Origin of the sequence: Nodosilinea sp. E11 (assembly GCF_032813545.1) — a bacterium.
GTDB lineage: Bacteria > Cyanobacteriota > Cyanobacteriia > Phormidesmidales > Phormidesmidaceae > Nodosilinea.
The window spans coordinates 2,379,724-2,397,619 of record NZ_CP136520.1 but is presented as its reverse complement, the minus strand read 5'-3'; the positions used below and the strand labels follow the sequence as shown (position 1 = coordinate 2,397,619).

The following is a 17,896-nucleotide window of genomic DNA, read 5'->3' as shown; positions in this document are numbered from 1 at the left end:
CTACGCTGGAATGGGGGCAAGCTGGGCGGCCCAACGTCGTTGTCTATAGCGCTGGAGGATCTTTTTACGGCGACGCGGCTTGGGCGGGCCGGTCAAGATCGCCAGACTGTAGATCACCAGGTAGACGCCAGCCCAAATGCTGTAGGCATGGATAGAGACACTCAGCTCGGGGCCGCCGTAGTAGCGCATGAGCGTGGTAGACAGATCGACGAAGTAAATACCAAAGATGGCCCAACGGACAAACGGAAAGCACTTTCTGGCCAAGGGATATCGCGCCGAGCCGATAAACAAGACTGGATACTGGAGATACATCAACAAGAAGAACGCCATGGCGAACAAAATGCCGATCGCCGCCAAAAGCGTATAGTTTTCCCCTAGAGAGTCTAGGGTTATGCCAATAGCGAGTAGCGCAGCCGCAGTAACGTTGATCATCGGTATCCCTTAAACAATCACTGGTTTATGACAGAAAGTGTTCTGGGGGTTAGTGTTCCCTAACCTGGAAACAGTTTAGCCAACCGAATAAAGTTTGTAGATTTGCTGCAAAGTTGACCGAGTTGCCGCGATCGCTGCGATCGCCGCTGTAGTCTTGAAGGTGGGTAGCCCTAGTGAGCGGCTAAAAGCCCCTAAATGATGGCCCAGGAGGTAACCTATGGCGGAGTCGATAGCGGAGTCGGTATTGGATAGCAATCCATTGTTTTGCTGGCAAGGCTAAGGCGTCACCTCCCAGGGGCCGACTGTATGAAGCCTTGCCCTACGTAGGCTTCATTTGAGGAAAAACCCTTGAACTTAACTGAATTAGGCGGGTGGAACACCACCTGCGATCGCGCGTTTGCCCCTTGGGCAGAGGCGGGTTTTGAGGCAGGTCGAGTAGCCCTAGAGCATCGCGGTGCCTATCAACTGTTAACCCTAGCCGGAGAGCTGGCGGCAGAAATAGCTGGGCAGTTTCGCCACCAGGCCGAGGGGGAGCACGACTACCCAGCGGTGGGCGACTGGGTGGTCGTGCAGCGGCAGAAGGGTGCCCCCGCCATGATCCAGGCGGTGCTGCCCCGCCAGAGCGAGTTTGTGCGCAAGATGGCAGGCGGCAAAACCGAGGGCCAGGTGGTGGCCGCCAATATCGACACTGTGTTTTTGGTGTGCGGTCTCGACGGCGACTTTAACCTGCGCCGCATTGAGCGTTACCTGGTGGCTGCTTGGGAAAGTCGGGCCAGGCCGGTGATCGTGCTAAATAAGGCCGACACCTGCGCGGATTTAGGCGATCGCCTCGATCAGGTGGCCGCGATCGCCCTCAATGTTCCCATCCATGCCGTCAGCGCAGCCACGGGGGACGGGCTAGAACAGCTCGAACCCTACCTGGGGCCAGGACAAACCGTGGCGCTGATCGGCTCATCGGGGGTGGGTAAGTCTACGCTGACGAACTCCTTTCTCGGCGTTCCGTACCAGGCTACCCAGACGGTACGCGACGACGACAGTCGCGGGCGGCACACCACCACCGGGCGACACCTGCTGCCCCTGCCATCGGGGGCGCTGCTGATCGACACCCCAGGTATGCGGGAACTACAGCTGTGGACGACCAGCGAGGGGCTAGGAGCCACCTTTGCCGATATTGAGGAACTGGCGGAAGACTGTCGATTTCGCGATTGTCGGCACCAGGGCGAGCCGGGCTGTGCGGTAGAGGCCGCTGTTGAAGCAGGTACGCTGGGGCGCGATCGCCTGCACAGCTACCACAAGCTTCAGCGTGAGCAGCAGTGGATCGACCAGCGCCAAGATGCCCGCGCTGCGATCAACAGCAAGCGCCGCTGGAAAACGATCCACAAAGCGATGCGCAATTATCCCAATCGATAGCGCAGTCTGCAGGCGAGATCAGGCGCTCTGATCCGATTGAGTGCAGGCTTGGGGTGGGCAGGCGTTTAACGGCATTGAGAATAATTCACAAAGAGTTAGCCTCAGCCGTCATCCTGCTTAAGAGAGAAAAGTGGGGTTTAGTATTTGAAAAAATGCAAATACTGCCCCTATTTTTTATGACACAGTTTATTTTTGTGAATTAAATTCTTAGTTTCTAGCTCTTTATTTTTAAGATAAGAGTTGTTGGAAAAAATTGGTATTACCTTCAGTTGAAAATCTAGGCTTTTTGAATTTCTAGATTTCTCCATGAGATTAATTTCTGCTTAATCGGCTGGGGGTGCTGCGAACTTTTCGGTATGGCTTGATCTTTGTCAAGCTTGGCTCTGAGCTAGATGGGCCGCTGCAAGTCCTTTGGGCCAAAGCTATTAGCTTTCGTATCTATCTTTGGGTTGATTGATTTTTGTTCAGATTCTCGGGTTTCTATACATTTGATCAAGATTGCTAAGGCTCAAAGGATCCGTAGATTTTAAGCATGGATGATGTTTGGTTATAACTTACAGGGTCTTTAAAAATGTCTACGTTTTCGCTGTTATTTATTGCAGTGCTGGGCATTGCCCTACTGCTTTTTTTAGTTATTGTGGTGCGGTTGCAGGCGTTTTTGGCGCTGCTGCTGGTGAGTCTGTTTGTTGCCGTCATTGGCGGCATTCCCCCAGCCGAAATTGCCGGGGTGATTCAGACAGGCATGGGCAATACCCTGGGCTACATCGCCATTGTGATTGCCCTGGGGGCGATGTTTGGCGAGATGTTGCAGGTGTCGGGCGGGGCCGAGCAGATCGCCAACTCCCTGGTCAAGAAGTTTGGCGAAGACAAGGCCCAATGGGCCTTGGGGTTGGCTGGTCTGGTGATTGCCATTCCGGTCTTTTTTGATGTGGCGCTAATTCTGTCGATTCCGCTGGTGTACAGCCTGGGGCGGCGGACGGGGCGATCGCTGCTCTACTATGCCATTCCCCTGGTGGCAGGCATTGCGGTGGGCCACTCGTTCATTCCGCCGACGCCGGGGCCGGTGGCGGTGGCCTCGCTGATTGGGGCCGACCTGGGCTGGGTTATTCTCATGGGTCTGCTGGCGGGCATTCCGGCCATGGCCATTGGCGGCGTCTACTTTGGTAAGAAAATTGCGGGCAAAATTCACCTCGACGTGCCCGCCGAAATGGAAGAAGCCGCCCCGCCGCCCCAGGGCACACCGCTCAAAGACCTGCCCAGCTTTACGATGGTGATGACGCTGGTGGCGGTGCCCCTGGTGCTGATTTTGCTCAACACGGTGCTGGGGGTGGCGCTGCCCGAGGGCAACCCGGTGCGCGACTGGATGGCGTTTATTGGCCACCCGTTCACGGCCTTGACCCTGGTGACCCTGCTGTCGTTCTATTTCTTAGGCACCATGCGGGGCTACACCCGCAACGACATTCAGCGCATTGCCACCAAGTCGTTTGAGCCCATCGGCATGATCATTTTGGTCACTGGGGCCGGCGGCGTATTTGGCCGCACTCTGATCGAGACGGGAGTGGGAGAAGCCCTGGCGGGGGCAATGGCGGCCTCTAACTTGCCGATCATTTTGCTGGCCTTTTTGATTGCCACGGTGGTGCGAGTCAGCCAGGGGTCGGCTACGGTGTCGATGGTGACGGCGGCGGGCCTGGTGGCCCCAGCGGTGGAGATGGCCAACTATTCAGCCCCGCTGGTGGCGGCGATTGTGATTGCGATCGCATCGGGTGCCACCGTCCTCTCCCACGTCAACGACTCGGGCTTTTGGCTGGTAGGCAAATTCTTGGGCATGAGCGAGAAGCAAACCCTCCAGTCGTGGACGGTGATGGAAACCATCATCGGCGGCGTGGGGCTGATCGTTATGTTGATTGTTGGGTTCTTTCTGTAAACGCTTACTGGGGAAGGGTTTACGGTTTACGGTTTGATGCTTCAGGAACAGTTAGCTGACTTGACCTCAGTTCGATGAAATCCCATGCAGCGGAAAAGCTGGCCAAAACCCCTCCCTGGAGGGGTGCCCGGAGGGCGAGGTGGGTTAAACCTACGGCAAGATACAAGTCGCTAGCTCGGGTGAGTTGCCATACTGGCACAGACTAACCCACCCCTGCCCCTCATTCGGAGGGGATCACCCCTACCCCTCCGAATGAGGGGACAGCGAGCCTGCTTTTACAGAGGATTTTCTCGTGCCGAACTCAGGTTGACTTACCCCGCAGAGTCCCAACCCCTTGCACCTAGCACCCGACATCTCTTCCACGACTGATCATTTATTTCTACATACCACCATGGCCGATCAAAATTACATCATTGGGGTCGATATCGGCACCACCAGCACCAAGTCGGTGCTGTTTACCGAGGCGGGCAAGGTGGTGGGCAAGGCCCTGGTCACCTACCCGCTCTACACACCCGACGTGTCCACCGCCGAGCAAGACCCGGAAGAAATCTTTACCGCCGTGGTCAAAACCGTACAGCGGCTAATGGAAGCCTACGTGCTCAACCCCGCCCAGGTGCTGGGCCTCTGCTTTAGTTCGGCCATGCACAGCCTAATTTTGGTCGATGCCGCCGGTAAGCCCTTAACACCCAGCATCACCTGGGCCGACAACCGCAGCGCCGGGTGGGAAAAGCGGATCAAAGCCGACATGGATGGCCACGCGGTTTACCGACGCACGGGCACCCCGATTCACCCGATGTCGCCCCTGGTCAAGCTGGCCTGGCTGCGCCACGAGCAGCCCGAGCTGTTTCAGGCGGCGGTGCGGTTTATTTCAATCAAAGAATATGTGTTTTACCGGCTGCTGGGCCGCTATGTGGTTGACCATTCCATCGCCACGGCCATGGGCCTGCTAAATCTGGAAACCCTAGATTGGGATTCGGGAGCGTTGGCGATCGCCGGAGTCAGCCCCGATGCTCTATCAGAACTGGTGCCCACCACTGCCGTGCTCACCGGACTGAAGCCCGCCATGGCCGAGGCCATGGGCCTGCGGGTCGAGACGCCGATCATTGCCGGGGCTAGTGATGGAGTGCTGTCGAACCTGGGGGTGGGGGCGATTTCGCCGGGGCTGGTAGCCGTGACCGTGGGCACCAGCGGCGCAGTGCGGGCCGTGGTCGATCGCCCCATCACCGACCCTTTGGAGCGGCTATTTTGCTACCCTCTCACCGAACACCACTGGGTAATCGGCGGCGCGGTCAACAATGGCGGCATTGCTCTGCGCTGGGTGCGCGACCAGCTGGCCGACGCCGAGGTGGCCACCGCCAAACGCCTGGGCCAAGACGTATACGGCCTGCTGACCAAGATGGCAGCGGCGGTGCCTGCTGGTTCAGAGGGGCTGCTGTTTCACCCCTACCTGATGGGCGAGCGATCGCCCCTGTGGAATGCCAACGCCCGCGCCTCGGTGTTTGGCCTCAGCGTCAAACATACCAAGTCGCACCTGGTGCGATCGGTGCTGGAGGGTATTGTCTACAACCTCTACCTGGTGCTGAAGGCGCTGGAAGATTTTGCTGGCCCTGCAACGCTAGTTCAAGCGACGGGCGGCTTTGCCGAGTCGCCCCTGTGGCGGCAAATGATGGCCGATATCTTTAACCGCGAGGTGACGATTCCTGAGCACTACGAAAGCTCCTGCCTGGGGGCAGCCGTGCTGGGCCTCTATGCCCTGGGCCGAGTGCCGTCTTTGGAGGCGGTGACCACGATGATTGGCGAAACCTATCGTCACCAACCGATCGCAGAAAATGTGCGGGCTTACCAGAAAATTTTGCCAGTGTTCGAGCACCTAACGGTGATATTTGAGCGGGAATATGATGCGATCGCGGCCCTCCAGTTTCAGCTTGCCAACGAACAAATATAAACGCACTCCAAGGATGAGAGGGTCAAGAATACCTCGGCTATTGGTAAATCACTGAACTATTTACCGATTGCTGATAACCTCGTGCCAGTGATTAGCGTTTGCCAGCAGTGGTTCCCTCGTGGGTAAAACCAACGATAAATTCAAACTTTTTCGCTAAAGAATACACCTGATATAAGCTGTATAGCTGTAGCTACTCAGCTTGTACCAGGTCTGTTTAAATGCTCCTCATCTGTCATTCCCACGAAAGTGGGAATCCATTGTGGATAGGTTACTCTAGGGTGGATTCCCGCAAAGGCGGGAATGACAGGTAAACCGTTTTCTGTTGGTTAATTAATCGGACCTCATATTAGAGCAGAGGCGTCATTCCCGCGTAGGCAGGAATGACGCCTCTCGAATGGATTCCTACGGAAACGGGAATGACAGCCAAGGATCGTTGCGAGGCAAACGTCCTAATAATGTTGGCTATGGCTATATCTCATGCATTGATCACTCATGCATCGACAAAATAGTATGGCTGAGACAAGTTATAGCTATAGCCACTTGGGTTGGGACATCCAGATACCTTAAAAACGTTCAAACGTTCAAACATTTTAGAGAAAATGTATTAACCAGACTGGCTACAGCTATAATTGCCTTAAAAATCTTGAATAGATGCAGCTTGCTTGATGTGATTGATTCTTCTTTCAAAGGTTTTTTCAAAAGTGTGAGATTTTACAAAGTTTAGAGATTTATATGACTCATCTGCTATCGCTTTGCGATTGGTGCTTAGTTCTAAAATCTTTTTTGCCATCGAATTGATATGATTCATCTTAACAGCCCAACCTGCTTTAGAGTGTTGCATAAACCCTTCAAAGGCTTCATTGGCATAGCCAACAATTGGCACACCGCAACTCACTGTCTCCATATAAGTACAAGAGGGATCCCCTTGACGATGGCAGCACACAAATAGATCGATATTCTTCTTTATGAAAGGAATGAGTTCATCTTTGAATTTTAACACTCCCAGCATTTTGACTGAGTCAGATAGCCCAGTTCGTGCGATCTCCATCTGTATGGATTTTCGCAGATCGCCATCACCACAGATAAACATCTCAAATTCAACGCCTAGTCTTCTCAGTTCCTCCGCTATTGGGATGAGATGATCTGCACCTTTAATTTTGGTGAGGCGTCCAGAAAAAAGCAGTCGTAGAGGAGAGCCATCAAGGCAGTGAGAAATTCTTTTGGCCATTTCAGCCTCATTAACTAACATATTCTTCGCTACTCGGCTATCGAAATAAAGCATTGAATTCGGGTTTATTTCACGATAGGCCTCATAGGTCGGGACACCATTACACTGGATGGCATCTGCTTGTTCGATCGCCTTTCTCTGCTTTGCTTCCTGAGACATCTGCCAAAAGTATCTTCTTAGCCTAATTGCAGGATTTTTGGTGGTTGCATTAATGATTTGAATTCTGGTTTTTAGGCTATATTCGGTAACATAAACACAAGGAATATTTAACTGTTCACAAATCGCGCTGATGTGATTTTGCCTAAAATCATCGCTACTAGCGAGCACTACAGATGCAGTCTGAAATGCTTGGCTCTCCTGTACCCTCTTGAAATCAATGATGTCTACTTGGAAAGGCAGCTTATTGACGTCAACCAGTATATTGTCAAGGTTATTACTCAGGCTAGCATCTTCCTCTGCCAGCAATACTACCTGGCCAGGCCAATGCTTTTGATATTCAAGCGTTCCATCTATTAACTTTTGCGTAAGAATAAATTTTGACGATTCAGAAGATCCAACCTTCTTAGCGTTTAGAACCGATAAAATAATGAGCTTTGGGAAATCCATCTTCTCTTCTTTCTCTAAAATTGTCATTAAACTTCAAGTGAAAATTACTGTGAAAAAGCAACGCATTAAGCGTTCAAGGTATAAGGCTGACGATGTGAAGATTCTCTATTTCAGAACGTAGGTTAAATGGCAATTGCATGGTTTTTCGGCACCTGAAAACACATGCATATATAAATTTTGCATGAATCATGAAAATGTTTGGGTTAGACGACTTATCTGCGCAGGCAAAATGCTGCCCTATGGCATGAATCAATTCGAACTTCTATGGGCATTTCAAAAATAAAACAGATTCAAATAGTATTGACATGACTAATTATGTTGACAAATTTCAATGCAACTCATTTTAGAGTCTAGAGCTCCGCAGCATATGAATAAACGTTAAACTAGTACCAGAATGCTAAAAGATACGAGAGCCGCCATCTGCATTTAGATAGATAACCCAGAAAAGTCAACCTGGCTGAGCAGTTGCGATCGCCCTGGGGGTGAAGAAAATACCTGAAGCCCCGATGAAGAGATTCTTGTTGAGACGGCAGCTTTAGAGGTGCTTAAGCAATTCAATTGCGTTGCTGAATTGAGGCGGGAGCGTAGCGCAGCCAAACTAAGGCTTTATGGCCGTTTACTCCTACAAGAGATGGTGTATTTTTGATTCATCCCTATATCTATAGCGAATTTCACTCGGGTGAAGTACATCGCGAAGATCCCCCCTGCCCCCTTACTAAGGGGGGTACAGAGTGAAACTTAGATAGCCAGGAACTGGGGGGATCTAGGACTCATCAATTGGGTACCTTACTCAATCGAGAACCGCTATAGCAACGCCAGCTATCGAAGGTATTAGGTTTCAGGCGCTACTTTGACCGTCTGGGTCATTTATCAATTGACTGAAGTATCAACTCATATAAATCCGTGCTACACCTTCTTTGATCACTTCCACCAGCTGCTCCTGGCGCAGGCTGACGTGGGCGGCCATGCAGTTCACCGCCCCCTCCACATTGCGGTCTTGGATGGCTTGGAGAATCAGCTGGTGCTCGGCGCAGGTATTGCGGCGGTAGGGCTCTTGCTCCATGGAGATCAGTCGCAGGTAGTGGGCGCGGGCGTTGACGTTTTGCAGCATGTGCAGCAGCTCGCTGTTTTGCGATAGCTCCGCCAGCCGTTCATGGAAGGTTTCGTCGCAGCGGGCACAGTCTACAGGGGTAAGCGTACAGAATTTTTCGGTGGCGGCTTTCCAAAACTCAATTAGGGCGTCGATTTCGTCGTCGCTGGCGCGTTGGGTGGCCAGCTTGGCGCTCATCATCTCTAAGCCGCAGCGCACTTCGTAGAGGTCAAACACGCGTTTGGTATCGAGTGGTTTGCAGGAGAAACCCTTGCGGGGCACAAAGTCGAGCAGCCCCTCAGCCACCAGACGATTCAGCACTTCGCGCAGGGGGGTGCGGCTGACGCCAAAGGAGGCGGCCAGTTCTACCTCGTTGAGCGGTTCGCCGGGGCGAAACTTGTAGGTCATCGCCATCTGCTTGAGCTGGTCGTAGATGCGATCGACGTGGCTACCGGACTGTTTAGGGCTCGGGTTGGCCGCCTGAGCCTGGGGAACCTGAGAACCTGCTTTGACCATCGGGACACTCCCATGTCAAGAAGAGCAAGCAACGGTATCTAGTGATACGGAAGTTGCTGTATACAACCTTTAGTTTCTCTTGTATACAACGCTGCATTCAAGAAAGTATTCAGCGTTGTGAGTTTAGTATATGCAACCCTCCCAGTTCTGAAAACCAGGCATTGAGGATTTTTGGGAAATAGGGATTGGTTTTGGTTGAGTTCGAGTGCTTTGCTGTTCTTATCTGCGTGACTTTTTAGCTATGACATTTCTTCGCACTCCTAGTTTCTCTGAGTTAGCTCTTGGTCGGCGGCGATTCTTGCGCTACAGCTCCCTGGCTGCCGGGGCGGGAATGCTGGCGGCCTGTGCGGGCGGTTCCCAGAACACGGCTTCGTCGGATGCCGCTCCGGCTGCGGCCTCGGGGGAGCTAGATGCGGTTACCTTTGGCACTAGCTGGTTTGCCCAGGCTGAGCATGGCGGGTTTTATCAGGCGGTTGCCACCGGCATCTACGAAGAGCACGGGCTAGATGTGACTATTCGCATGGGTGGCCCCCAAGTGAATGGCAACCAGTTGCTGATGGCAGGGGCGATCGATTTCAACATGGGCTATGCCATTGATGCGATCAACGGTATTCGTGAGGGGCTGCCCAAGGTGACGGTAGCAGCGATCTTCCAAAAAGATCCCCAGGCGCTGATGGCGCACCCCGGTGTTGGGATCGAGTCTTTTGAAGATCTTGAGGGCAAGACGATTTTGATGTCGACTGCGGCCCACACGACTTTTTGGCCGTTTCTCAAGGCTAAGTACGACCTTATCGATGAGCAGATGGGGGTTTACACCTTTAATGTAGGGCCGTTTGTGGCTGACAAAAACTTAGTGCAGCAGGGCTACATCACGTCTGAACCCTTTGCGATCGAGCGGGAAGGTGGCTTTGAACCAGTGCTGCTGCTGATGGCCGACCACGGCTACTCGAACTACACCACCACGATTGAAACTCGTCGCGAGCTGATGGAGAGCAACCCCGACCTGGTACAGCGGTTTGTGGATGCCTCGATCAAGGGCTGGTACAGCTATTTAGACGACCCGGCACCGGGCAATGCGCTGATTCAGCAGGACAACCCCGAGATGACCGATGAGCAGATCGCCTTTGGGCTCGAAAAGCTGAGCGAATACGGCATTATCGTCAGCGGGGATGCCGAAACCCTGGGCATTGGGGCGATGACCGCAGAGCGTTGGGAAGAACTGTTTAACACCATGGTTGAGTTGGGCGCGTTTGAGGCTTCGGTGCCCTACGAAGAGGCCTTTTCTTTAGACTTTGTAAACAAGGGGCCGGAGGCGTATCAACGCTAGGGGTGACCGCCACCGGCCTCAGACAAATTGTTCACCAACGACTCCCTAGGGAAACGGTTTAACCGATGATTGGTTTACCTGCAACAAATGCGATCGCCATGAAGACCCAACCCATTCTCACCCTTGAGCAGGTGGGTAAAACCTACGCCAATGGCACGGTGGCCCTGCAAGACTTCAACCTGGCGGTGGAGCCGGGGACGATTACCAGTCTGGTGGGGCCATCGGGCTGCGGCAAAAGTACGGTGCTACGGATTATTTCAGAACTGGGTGAGTTGACCACCGGGCGCATGGCATGGCAGCGCGGTGATCACAGGTTGGCCTACGTGTTTCAAGAGGCGGCGCTGATGCCCTGGGCCACGGTAATCGATAATATTCGCCTGCCGCTGAAGCTGGCGAAGGTGCCAAAGCGGCAGGCCCTGGAGCTGGTATCAGATGCGATCGCCCAGGTTGGTCTTCAGGGGTTTGAGCGAGTCTACCCCCGCGAACTCTCTGGCGGCATGAAAATGCGGGTCTCGATCGCCCGTGCCCTAGTCACCCGCCCCAACGTGCTGTTGATGGATGAACCCTTTGGTGCCCTCGATGAAATGACTCGCGGCAAGCTCAACCAAGACCTGCTCCAGCTTCAGCATCAGCGCAACCTAACGATTTTGTTTGTCACCCACAGCATTTACGAAGCGGTGTACCTGGCCCACCGGGTAGTGGTGATGGCCTCAAAGCCAGGGCGCGTGGTGACCGATATTGCGATCGACAGCCCCCACCCCCGCGAACCCGACTACCGCACCTCGGCCCAGTTCAACCGCTACTGCCGCGAGGTGTCTCACAGCCTGGCGGATGCCATGGGCGAACCGCTGGCGCTGGCGCTGTAAACGGCCCTCACCCCTAAGGGGAGCCAAAAAAACATCCCTCGTAGGATGGGCACTGCCCACCATTCCCCCTGCTCCCCTCACCCCCAACCCATCACCCTTAGGGAGAAGGGAGCAGAAAACCGCACATTCCGTGAGCCAACCATCCACAATCACGACTTCTATGCTTTCTTCCACCCTCGAACAACCCAAAGCCCGGCCTCGGTGGGTGCGATCGCTGCTCTCCCCTGACGTGCTGGCCCCGGTGATGGTTGGCCTGGTCTTGCTCACCGCCTGGGAACTGGCCGTCCGCATCACCAACACGCCCTCCTACCTACTGCCCGGCCCCATTCTGATTCTGCAAACCCTAGCGAGAGACTGGCCGACGCTGTTGCCCTCCTGGTTCATTACCCTGAAGATCGCCTTCACCGCGCTGGCTGCCGCCACTGCCTCCGGGCTGCTGGTCGCCATTCTGTTTGCCCAGAGCAAGTGGATCGAGCGCAGTTTCTTTCCCTACGCGGTGCTGCTGCAAACCACGCCGATTGTGGCCGTTGCGCCGCTGATCATCATCTGGCTGAAGAGCAACACCTTTGCTGCCCTAGTGGTTTGCGCCTGGATTGTCGCTTTCTTTCCCATTGTGTCGAACACAGTGCTGGGCCTCAACAGCACCGACCCCGCGCTGGTGAACCTGTTTAAGCTGAACAAAGCCAGCCGCTGGCAAACCCTGTGGCACCTGCGCCTGCCCACCAGTCTGCCCTACTTTCTGGCGGGGCTGCGCATTAGCGGCGGTCTGGCGCTGATCGGCGCGGTGGTGGCCGAGTTTGTCGCCGGTACCGGCGGTGCCCAGTCGGGCCTGGCCTACCAGATCTTAATGGCGGGCTACAACCTGCAAATTCCTCGAATGTTCGCTGCTCTGCTGCTGATCACCATCTCGGGCATCGCCATCTTTGCTGCCCTCTCGGGGCTGTCGAACTTGTTGCTTAAAAACTGGCACTCCAGCGCCATGACCCACGAAAACTAGCCCGTCGCCGATCCCCCGTAGGGTGCATTCGCGAAGCAATGCACCAGAGCCTTTCCAAGCCAGATTTCATAACCGCGATGATGATGGCTCCTTTGGCCTACAGATACCTTGGGCGGTGCATTGCTCGCTTTGCTGCGCGAATGCACCCTACGCCCATAACCGAACCCTTCTATGGAGAACCCCATGCTGACGACTCAACAACCTGTCCTACGCCGCTTTTGGTATCCGGTCATTCCCCTCGATGACCTGCTCAATGGCCCCCAAGCATTCACTCTGCTAGAGCAGCCCCTGGTGCTGTGGATTGACGGCGACGGCAAGCCCGCTGCCCTGCGCGATCGCTGCTGTCACCGCTCGGCCCAGCTCTCGCAGGGCATCGTCAAAGATGGTTGCGTGCGCTGTCCCTACCACGGCTGGGAGTACAACGCCCAGGGTGCCTGCGTCAACGTGCCTCAGCTCGATGCGGGTGCGGCGATTCCTAAAACCTATCGGGTCGATGCGTTTCCCTGCGTCGAGCGCTACGGCTACGTTTGGGTCTGTCTGGATGAAAACCCGCTACAGCCGATTCCCGAAATTCCTGAATTTGCCGATGCCAACTTTCGGTTCATCCATGAGTTCTACGAACCGTGGAAAGTGGGGGGATTGCGGGCGATCGAGAACTCCTTTGACAGCGCCCACGGGCATTTCGTTCACGCCAGTTCCTGGGGCGACATGTCGAACCCTCAGCCGCCGCCCATTGACGATGTCACCGAAACCGATTTTGGCTTTGTGATGAAGCATTGGCTGGAGGTACTCAACCCGGACCTGCAAAAGAAAAACCTGGGTATTGCAGAAGAAAAAACCATTCGCACCAACACCCGTACCTGGTACATGCCCTTCGCCCGCACGCTGAAAATCCAGTACCCCAACGGGCTAGAACACCTAATTTTTACCGCCTACACCCCCATCGACGACCAGCACTCCCAGGTGGTGCAGTTTTGCTTGCGCAATGACACTGAGGCCGAGGCTAAGGCCGCCGATATCATCGCCTTCGATCGCCAGGTGACCAGCGAAGACCGGATCATTCTCGAAGGCACCGACTACGATGCGCCGCTGAGTTTAGCTGAAGAGCAACACATGGCCAGCGATCGCCCCGGCATTCTCATGCGCCATCGGCTGGCCAAGCTGCTGAAGGAACACGGCGAAGTCGAGCAGCGGCGGCCAGAAAATCTGCCTGCCCCGGTTCCTAAGGTGCTGGAAAAAGCTGGTATCGGCTAAACGACTGCTGCCACAGATCCCAGGGTTTTTCTGCGCAATTAGTAGCTCTTTTTACCAAACCCAAGAAAACCCTGGGATCTCACTGCCATACCACCCATTTTCAACAGATCCCAGGGTTCTTTCTGCGGAGTTACCAGAATATTTTGCCAATCCCAGAAGAACCCTGGGATCTCGCCACCATCCATCCCTCTACTAATCCACCATGCTCGTTACCCAACACCCCGTGCTGCGTCGCTTTTGGTACCCCGTCATGCCGATCGCCGATCTCACCGATGGCCCTCAATCATTTACCTTGCTGGGCGAACCGCTGGTGCTGTGGCTAACGGCGGCGGGGAAACCCGCTGCATTGCGCGATCGCTGCTGTCACCGCTCTGCCAAGCTCTCCATGGGCCTGGTGCAAAACGGCTGCGTGCGTTGTCCGTATCATGGCTGGGAATATAACGAAACGGGGGCCTGTGCGAAGGTGCCGCAGCTCGACCCCGGCGCAGCGATCCCCAAAACCTATCGGGTGGAATCCTTCCAGTGCGTCGAGCGCTACGGCTACGCCTGGGTCTGCCTGTCGAGCGATCCCCTGCTGCCCCTGCCCGAGATTCCTGAAGCCGATGGGCCCGGCAATCGACTGATCCCCCAGTTCTACGAGCCCTGGCAGTGCAGCGGTCTGCGGGTGATGGAAAATTCTTTTGACAATGCCCACTTCAGCATTGTCCACGCCGCATCCTTTGGGGTGACCGACCAGCCCCAGCCCGTCAGGTCAGAACTGGTGCCGCTGGACCTGGGCCTTAAAGCCTACGCCACGGTGCCAGTGGTGAATCCGCCCAGCCAGCAAAAAATTCTCAATATTCCAGACAGTCTCACCGTACGCGAGGTGGAATCGACCTGGTATGTGCCCTTTAGCCGTACCCTCAAGATCACCTACCCCAATGGGTTGATGCACCTGATCTTTACGGCGGCGACTCCGGTGAGCGATCGCACCTCCCAGATCGTGCAGTTCTGCCTTCGCAACGACAGCGAGGCCGACGCCAGCGCCGAGTCAATCATCGCCTTTGATCGCCAGGTGGTAAACGAAGACAAGCTGGTGCTCGAATCCACCGACTACGACACCCCGGTAGACCTGTCCGTGGAGCAGCACATGCCGTCGGATCAGCCGGGCATCATCATGCGGCGGCAACTGGCAGCGCTACTCAAGGCCCACGAGTCGGTTCAAATCCTGAGTGCTTTAGTGGGAGTGAAATAAAAAACCCCTCCAGGGTATGGAGGGGAAAATTAAATCAGAAAGATTTTGGGTATTTCTATAGGCCAGCAGCTCTGGCAACCCCGTAGAGTGCTAGCCCTGCTAATGCTCCAATACCCGCTCCGACTGGACCTGCGGCAGCACCAAAGCCAGCACCACCACCAACCATACCTGCCGCTGTCATGCCCGACGCGCTCACGAACCCAATACCTGCTGCTGCACCACCGATACCCGATAGCAATGCCTGAAACATACTTTATGCCTCACTCAGAGAAATTTACAGTCATCCACTAGTGCCCATAACTAGCACCTATCATATCTAGCCCATCTACTGTATAAATTGCAACGCTAATTCCTGTTTGTCACTGAATGAGCTTAATCTTCTTGACAAAGATAAAGTGTTGTAGGGTCCTTCGGTGTCTGGCATTTCATCCAATTGACATTCTGCAAACTTTGCCCATGCTTCCTCTTGATCTAGATCAGCCTGGCTGCGCGATTGGTAGAACTGCCGCAGTTGCCCATCATTTTTTTGAATGCGCCAAAGTCGCAAGGCTTCCTGAATTACCGCTGAATGGTTGTCCGAAAGGCAATCAATTGCATCTAAAAGTTAAGCATCCAGAGTGACTGACACGCGGTGCTTCTTCGGCGTAGCGGCCCTGGGTGATGTTCAAAATAGCGACCAAAATATTTTGCACTCGCGATCGCCAGTCCCTAGAAGACACGAACTAAATCCTCTAAAACAGGGGTTCGCAAGTGTTCCTTCAAAGAGTCTACCGTACCCAGATCAATGGAGCGCTGAAGCAGATCTTCTAAAAAATATTGGATGTCAAAGACCTGGAAAAACCCTACTGGCTTGGAAAATTCCACCAAAATGTCTACATCACTTTCGGCATCCGCTTCATTACGAGCAACAGAGCCAAACAACCCAAGCGACTTTACTCCCATCGCTTCGAGAGTCAGTCTATGAGCCCGAATTTGGCTAAGCACCTCGTTTTGACTAACGCCTGTGGACATGATTTATCGGCAATAGGCGGCTAGCTCTACTGTACCAATGCTCTTGCCTTCTCTCCACCATCCAAAATCTAAAATTCCTATGCAAACTCTTATCCAGTCTGTCCTCACCCTGCAAAACGATGCTCTTGCCTCGGTTGATGTGCTGCTGACAGGCGATCGCATCCACACCGTGGCCCCTGCCAACACCCTGCCCGTCGCCCCCCACCAGCGGGTAATCGACGGCACCGACCGGCTGCTGCTGCCCGGTTTCGTCAACGGCCACACCCACTCCTCCCAGGTGTGGCAGCGAGGGCTAATTCCTCAATTGCCGCTGGAGTTGTGGCTGGCCAACGTGTTCGACTCGACGCCTGGGCAGCTCGACCAGTTTTACTGGGGCGCAGTGAGCACGGCGGTAGACACCTTGATGTCAGGGGGCACCTGCGTGATGGATCACGCCTACGTGATCCCCGGTCAAGAAATAGAGACGATGGCGGCTTTGGTGCGGGGCTACAAAGCCGTGGGCATTCGCGCTGTGATTGCGCCGCTGATTCAAGATTTGCCCTTTGCGTCGGGGTTTCCGAAGGGGTGCTTGCTACCTCAGTCAGCCTCGCCGCGATCGGCGGCGGAGTTGCTGGCGATGATGGCGGCGATCGTTGCCGAATTCCACGATCCTGACAACGGCATCTATATCGGCGTGGGGCCGACCGGGTTTCATCGGTGTTCAGACGAATTGCTGGCGGGCTGTAGGGAATTGAGCGATCGCTACCAGCTCTGCTACCACACCCACCTGCTCGAAACCCGCGCCCAGAAACGGTTAGCTCAAGAGCGCTACGGCATCAGCGCTGTGCAGCATCTGCAAAACCTCGGCTGCCTCACCCCCCGCACCTCCGTCGCCCACGGCGTCTGGATCGACGAGAAGGATATCGAAATTCTCGCCAGTGCTGGCTCCACTCTAGTCCACAACCCGGTCAGCAACCTGCGCCTGGGCAGCGGGCTGGCCCCCATTCTCAAGTGCCTACAGGGTGGGCTGAATGTGGCGATTGGCTGCGACGGGGCCGCCAGCAACGATGCTCAAAATATGCTGGAAGCGATCAAGCTGGGCACCATTCTGCACACCGTGACCGATAGTGACTACGAAAACTGGCTGACGCCGGAGCAGGCATTGCACATGGCAACGGCGGGCGGAGCTAAGGGAGTGAATTTGGGCGATCGCACCGGCACCCTGGCCCCCGGCATGGATGCCGACCTGGTACTCTACAACCTCGACCACCCCTCTCTGCTGCCCCGCACCAACTCACTTCAGCTGCTGGTACTGGGGCGACCCACCGATGTGGTGGAAGCGGCCTGGGTACAGGGGCGGCAGCTCGTCGATCAGGGCCGCTTGCTCACGGTCGACACCACCGCGCTACATCACAACCTACGCCATCAACCCGTTGCTACCAAAGAGTCCCAGGCTCAGCATCACCCGGTCGAATCTCACTATCGAGACGTAATGCTCAATCGGTAAGGGAAGCGTACCTGAAGCGCTACTGTTAAGTTTTATCTAGGAAATATTCTTTCGATACGAAATTTTTGTGGGGCTTTGGGGAAGATGCCGCCATTGAGAGAATGCTATGGCTTTAATGTAGCGAGTCGATGTGAGTATATTTAACTAAGTCATGGAAACAAGTCACTATCCTTGGAATGTGCAGTCTTTGGCCGCATGGCTACAGTTTGAACTAACCAATCACTCTAGCCACAGATCCTTGGCCACTGAAATTCAGGTTTCTTCCCTGAGCATCCGAGCTTGGTTAGGCAACTCTATGCCCTCCATTACTCTGGCTGACATTCGGGCGATCGCTCAATACCGAGGTTGGAGCCTTCAGCAAACGATCGATTGGCTAGAGATCAAGCCCGCCCACCAGGAAGCCTTGCTGGCTGAGGATCCCCACAGCAATCAGATCGCCGGTAGTCAATTCAAAGTTATGTCCTGATCTTTCTCGGTACCTGGCGCTTATACCAAATCCTATCTGTATACCCCCGATTTGTAGGGGCATTGCAGTGCAATGCTCCCTACGAGGTATCGGTTTCAAATCGG

Annotated in this window: 15 protein-coding genes; 10 read left to right on the top strand and 5 right to left on the bottom strand. The window is 54.6% G+C overall.

Annotation, left to right across the window (positions count from 1 at the left end; translation table 11 throughout):
- Complete coding sequence (locus RRF56_RS12905) at positions 1-432, bottom strand: hypothetical protein (RefSeq protein ID WP_317038049.1); 432 nt, start codon at positions 430-432, stop codon at positions 1-3.
- A gap of 348 nt (positions 433-780) precedes the next feature.
- Between RRF56_RS12905 and rsgA the strand changes: the two genes are divergently transcribed.
- The 3 genes from rsgA (at position 781) to gntK (ending at position 5,711) form a co-directional block, all read left to right on the top strand.
- Positions 781-1,842, top strand: a complete 1,062-nt coding sequence (gene rsgA / locus RRF56_RS12900; protein WP_317038048.1) for a ribosome small subunit-dependent GTPase A — start codon at positions 781-783, stop codon at positions 1,840-1,842.
- 571 nt (positions 1,843-2,413) lie between these two features.
- Complete coding sequence (locus RRF56_RS12895; protein WP_317038047.1) at positions 2,414-3,766, top strand: gluconate:H+ symporter; 1,353 nt, start codon at positions 2,414-2,416, stop codon at positions 3,764-3,766.
- Between the two features lie 391 nt (positions 3,767-4,157).
- Entirely contained in the window at positions 4,158-5,711 is a 1,554-nt protein-coding gene (gntK, locus tag RRF56_RS12890) for a gluconokinase (protein WP_317038046.1), read from the top strand.
- A gap of 634 nt (positions 5,712-6,345) precedes the next feature.
- On the opposite strand, the gene RRF56_RS12885 is transcribed toward gntK, so the two are convergent.
- Together RRF56_RS12885 and RRF56_RS12880 are read right to left on the bottom strand one after the other, a co-directional pair.
- Positions 6,346-7,572 carry a glycosyltransferase gene (locus tag RRF56_RS12885; RefSeq protein ID WP_317038045.1) on the bottom strand — a complete coding sequence of 409 codons (1,227 nt, stop codon included), beginning with the start codon at positions 7,570-7,572 and terminating at the stop codon, positions 6,346-6,348.
- A gap of 859 nt (positions 7,573-8,431) precedes the next feature.
- On the bottom strand, positions 8,432-9,151 hold the full coding sequence (locus RRF56_RS12880) for a GntR family transcriptional regulator (RefSeq protein WP_317038044.1): 720 nt from the start codon (positions 9,149-9,151) through the stop codon (positions 8,432-8,434).
- A 241-nt stretch (positions 9,152-9,392) separates the two neighbouring features.
- On the opposite strand from RRF56_RS12880, the gene RRF56_RS12875 reads away from it, so the two are divergent.
- The 5 genes from RRF56_RS12875 to RRF56_RS12855 all read left to right on the top strand — a co-directional run bounded on the left by RRF56_RS12875 (position 9,393) and on the right by RRF56_RS12855 (position 14,829).
- Positions 9,393-10,478, top strand: coding sequence for an ABC transporter substrate-binding protein (locus tag RRF56_RS12875; RefSeq protein ID WP_317038043.1), 1,086 nt, complete (start codon positions 9,393-9,395; stop codon positions 10,476-10,478).
- Between the two features lie 98 nt (positions 10,479-10,576).
- On the top strand, positions 10,577-11,344 hold the full coding sequence (locus tag RRF56_RS12870) for an ABC transporter ATP-binding protein (protein WP_410510603.1): 768 nt from the start codon (positions 10,577-10,579) through the stop codon (positions 11,342-11,344).
- Between the two features lie 160 nt (positions 11,345-11,504).
- Complete coding sequence (locus tag RRF56_RS12865) at positions 11,505-12,341, top strand: ABC transporter permease (RefSeq protein ID WP_317038041.1); 837 nt, start codon at positions 11,505-11,507, stop codon at positions 12,339-12,341.
- A gap of 183 nt (positions 12,342-12,524) precedes the next feature.
- Positions 12,525-13,595 carry an aromatic ring-hydroxylating dioxygenase subunit alpha gene (locus RRF56_RS12860; RefSeq protein WP_317038040.1) on the top strand — a complete coding sequence of 357 codons (1,071 nt, stop codon included), beginning with the start codon at positions 12,525-12,527 and terminating at the stop codon, positions 13,593-13,595.
- A gap of 202 nt (positions 13,596-13,797) precedes the next feature.
- Positions 13,798-14,829 (top strand): aromatic ring-hydroxylating dioxygenase subunit alpha, encoded by a 1,032-nt coding sequence (locus RRF56_RS12855; RefSeq protein WP_317038039.1) that lies wholly within the window; start codon positions 13,798-13,800, stop codon positions 14,827-14,829.
- 55 nt (positions 14,830-14,884) lie between these two features.
- Here the strand turns inward: RRF56_RS12855 and RRF56_RS12850 are convergent, their stop codons facing one another.
- Both RRF56_RS12850 and RRF56_RS12845 read right to left on the bottom strand, forming a co-directional pair.
- On the bottom strand, positions 14,885-15,079 hold the full coding sequence (locus tag RRF56_RS12850) for a hypothetical protein (protein WP_317038038.1): 195 nt from the start codon (positions 15,077-15,079) through the stop codon (positions 14,885-14,887).
- Positions 15,080-15,537: 458 nt separating this feature from the next.
- A complete protein-coding gene (locus RRF56_RS12845) occupies positions 15,538-15,840 on the bottom strand; it encodes a nucleotidyltransferase family protein (RefSeq protein WP_317038037.1) in 303 nt (100 codons plus the stop codon).
- Positions 15,841-15,919: 79 nt separating this feature from the next.
- On the opposite strand from RRF56_RS12845, the gene RRF56_RS12840 reads away from it, so the two are divergent.
- Positions 15,920-17,326 carry an amidohydrolase gene (locus RRF56_RS12840; RefSeq protein ID WP_317038036.1) on the top strand — a complete coding sequence of 469 codons (1,407 nt, stop codon included), beginning with the start codon at positions 15,920-15,922 and terminating at the stop codon, positions 17,324-17,326.
- 295 nt (positions 17,327-17,621) lie between these two features.
- Complete coding sequence (locus tag RRF56_RS12835) at positions 17,622-17,792, top strand: hypothetical protein (RefSeq protein ID WP_317038035.1); 171 nt, start codon at positions 17,622-17,624, stop codon at positions 17,790-17,792.
- The last annotated feature ends 104 nt before the right edge of the window (positions 17,793-17,896 follow it).

Bases quoted from the DNA above. Each gene is read 5' to 3' on its own strand.
- RRF56_RS12905 (WP_317038049.1), bottom strand. From the start codon at position 432: ATGATCAACGTTACTGCGGCTGCGCTACTCGCTATTGGCATAACCCTA.
- RRF56_RS12895 (WP_317038047.1), top strand. From the start codon at position 2,414: ATGTCTACGTTTTCGCTGTTATTTATTGCAGTGCTGGGCATTGCCCTA.
- gntK (WP_317038046.1), top strand. From the start codon at position 4,158: ATGGCCGATCAAAATTACATCATTGGGGTCGATATCGGCACCACCAGC.
- RRF56_RS12885 (WP_317038045.1), bottom strand. From the start codon at position 7,572: ATGACAATTTTAGAGAAAGAAGAGAAGATGGATTTCCCAAAGCTCATT.
- RRF56_RS12880 (WP_317038044.1), bottom strand. From the start codon at position 9,151: ATGGTCAAAGCAGGTTCTCAGGTTCCCCAGGCTCAGGCGGCCAACCCG.
- RRF56_RS12875 (WP_317038043.1), top strand. From the start codon at position 9,393: ATGACATTTCTTCGCACTCCTAGTTTCTCTGAGTTAGCTCTTGGTCGG.
- RRF56_RS12870 (WP_410510603.1), top strand. From the start codon at position 10,577: ATGAAGACCCAACCCATTCTCACCCTTGAGCAGGTGGGTAAAACCTAC.
- RRF56_RS12865 (WP_317038041.1), top strand. From the start codon at position 11,505: ATGCTTTCTTCCACCCTCGAACAACCCAAAGCCCGGCCTCGGTGGGTG.
- RRF56_RS12860 (WP_317038040.1), top strand. From the start codon at position 12,525: ATGCTGACGACTCAACAACCTGTCCTACGCCGCTTTTGGTATCCGGTC.
- RRF56_RS12855 (WP_317038039.1), top strand. From the start codon at position 13,798: ATGCTCGTTACCCAACACCCCGTGCTGCGTCGCTTTTGGTACCCCGTC.
- RRF56_RS12850 (WP_317038038.1), bottom strand. From the start codon at position 15,079: ATGTTTCAGGCATTGCTATCGGGTATCGGTGGTGCAGCAGCAGGTATT.
- RRF56_RS12845 (WP_317038037.1), bottom strand. From the start codon at position 15,840: ATGTCCACAGGCGTTAGTCAAAACGAGGTGCTTAGCCAAATTCGGGCT.
- RRF56_RS12840 (WP_317038036.1), top strand. From the start codon at position 15,920: ATGCAAACTCTTATCCAGTCTGTCCTCACCCTGCAAAACGATGCTCTT.
- RRF56_RS12835 (WP_317038035.1), top strand. From the start codon at position 17,622: ATGCCCTCCATTACTCTGGCTGACATTCGGGCGATCGCTCAATACCGA.